The organism is Streptomyces sp. P17 (assembly GCF_032436805.1).
In the GTDB taxonomy this organism is placed as follows: domain Bacteria; phylum Actinomycetota; class Actinomycetes; order Streptomycetales; family Streptomycetaceae; genus Streptomyces.
In genome coordinates this window covers 1-2429 of the sequence record NZ_JAVRBF010000157.1, presented here as the reverse complement: position 1 = coordinate 2429, position 2429 = coordinate 1, and the positions used below count along the sequence as shown (strand labels likewise).

At 41.3% G+C, this 2429-nt stretch carries 3 protein-coding genes; all 3 read right to left on the bottom strand.

All coding sequences use genetic code 11. The features are described from left to right. Positions 1-299: 299 nt before the first annotated feature. On the bottom strand, positions 300-548 hold the full coding sequence (locus tag RMT89_RS39975) for a hypothetical protein (RefSeq protein WP_315888660.1): 249 nt from the start codon (positions 546-548) through the stop codon (positions 300-302). Between the two features lie 220 nt (positions 549-768). Then, on the bottom strand, positions 769-1119 hold the full coding sequence (locus RMT89_RS39970) for a hypothetical protein (protein WP_315888659.1): 351 nt from the start codon (positions 1117-1119) through the stop codon (positions 769-771). A gap of 256 nt (positions 1120-1375) precedes the next feature. Next, the coding region (locus RMT89_RS39965; protein WP_315888658.1) for a protein rep at positions 1376-2429 on the bottom strand (1054 nt) is incomplete at its 5' end.

The following is a 2429-nucleotide window of genomic DNA, read 5'->3' as shown; positions in this document are numbered from 1 at the left end:
TCTAAACACCCTGAATTACAGGCAGTTTAGAGGGGGGTGAAGAAGTTTTGGTAACTATACCAAGGGGCGCTCCCAATTCTGGCAATTCCACATGCCCCCCCCGCTGCGCAGGGAGAGCATGCGAAACCGCCAGAGAGGGGTTGCAACCAAAGTTATCATCACTCATAATTAAACCGTTAATTAAACCGTTAACAACCAAAGTTAATTGCACTCACAATTAACAACGTCCTTTTGGAAAGGCTCTAACCAATCCGAAAGTGAAAACCCAATAGTTTAGGGACTATTGGGTTTTTTTATATCTATTGTTCAGAATCAGGATTTTCTTGGACAACAGAACCAAACAGTTTAACCATCTGGTCAAGTGCATCTTTCTGTGTGTCTTGAAGTTGAAAAGCAAGATAATCGCGATTAATGGCCTTTCCTATCTCAGTGACGATATAAGCATGAATACTAACTCCCAGCATCTGTGTTAGCTTCAAAAGCTTTTCATCTACGTGTGGTTCTAAACGGAAAGACCGACTAACCTTATTTCTATCTTCGAGTTTCATATAAACAACCTCTTTTGAATACGCCTATTAATACCATACGAATAATTTAGTGGCAACTGACGCGCGGATTTAAATTTAGTAGATCACAAAACTTTCTTTCCGCTTGTCTCTCGGTCGTCATATAAGAAACGGATCCTTTCCCCGCCGAAACGGGGCCCCTTTCCGTTTCTTACATAACAACCGAGCTATGAAAAAAATCTCAACTCACACATATGCTTCTTTATGGAAGTTGGTCAAAAAGAAAAAGTGCATACCTTAACTGGCGTTCTGTGTATCTGGCTCCTTCAGGTGTAACAATACGCCCAGCGGCAAATGTCCAACCTTTGAAGTCAGACTGATTAGGGGTAAATTTACGAGATTCCAGCTCCCAGACTCGTTTAACAAGAAATGGTATATCTTCGCCATCATCCCACCTGTAAACCTGATCTAATTCGACACCCACGGAGGAAGCTGCAATTTCGTCAGGTATACCGAGATGCTGGAAACGGTAAACAAAATTCTTGTGTATTCGCTTGCTCCTCTCAATCGGTGCAAAAAATTTAAGAGCATTTTCCCAATCAACACTTCTCATGAGATAGCTCCTCTAATGCAGAGATTGCAGCAGTACAAATCGAGCTATAAACCGAATAGGGCTGAAAGTGGTACCAAGATTCAAAGCTCGACAAAAATACAACGCGTTCGGCTGGATTTAAACCAATCGTGGCAGATAGCTGAGAAATACGTTTATAAAACGAATCGTTTTCAATAGGATATGAATTAGACATAGTTATTCCTTTCAATAATTATGTTTAGGCATTTAGGGAGGGGGCAACCTTCCTATATGCCGACTAAGTTTTTAGCAGCTCTCTCTTACTTGCTCCTCCTCCTAAGTCTCGTCGTCGTCCGCAGTATTCGATCGCTTGCTGAGTGATGCTTTCTAAAAACGGGGAAATGGCCAAAGGGTTTGATTCAGCCACACCAAGTAGATTTGATTCTTGTTTGAGAAGTAAGACCGCTTTCCACTGTTGCAAAGTCACCTGAGCCAAAAGATAAGAGCGTACATCGTCAGGTTTACTAACAATCGTTTCGTCAGATTCCTCTCTTGAAATGTGTAACAGTTTTCTAAGTCCATTTGACCAATAAAGCTGTCTTTGACCTGAAAAAGCATTGGCATAAACCAAAAATAAAGCATTAGCCTTTTCCGCTGGATACTCCTCATCGTTACCTAGTAACGAAGCTTGCAGAAGTCCCCAAGGGGTAAGACCTTTACGTTTTGTTGTTTTAGCATTGGCCTTTGTCATTTCGTCTTCAATGCCCCATTTGGAAACATAATCTGAAGCATAAGATCCATCTTTGACAGTACAGCCATGTTGATTTGGTTCAGGTAAGCCGGAGTTAATGCAAGCATTCTTCCATGCTTTTTTATAAAAAATCTCTAGGGCTGAAGATGTGATCCCATCGTTGGTAAAAACAATCATATGGATGTGAGGATGAAAGCCGTTCTTGCCGTGTGTAACCTCAACAGCTCGAATAAATCCGTGGATTTGGTTATTTTCGTCAACTCTCTTAATTAATGATTTAATGGCATTTTTACCGCTTGAAAGTCTACGGTAAGCGTTACGCATTTTCGAAAGTATATCGTTCAAATCATCGCTTATTCCGTGGGGAAAAGTGAGAGTAACAAAGTGACTCTTATAGCCTTTCTCTTTTGCAGAATCTAAAGCCTCTTTGAGTTCAATCCGTCTACGTTCAGCGATTTTTGCAGCGCAAACAGGGCAATGCCAAACAGAGCCGCAAGCCATTAAACCTTGATAAAAAACCTTTCCATGTTCGGCACTTTTCAAAATCTCAACTGGTCGCAAAGAACCAGTTAAAGGATCTGGAGCACGATACCGCATACAT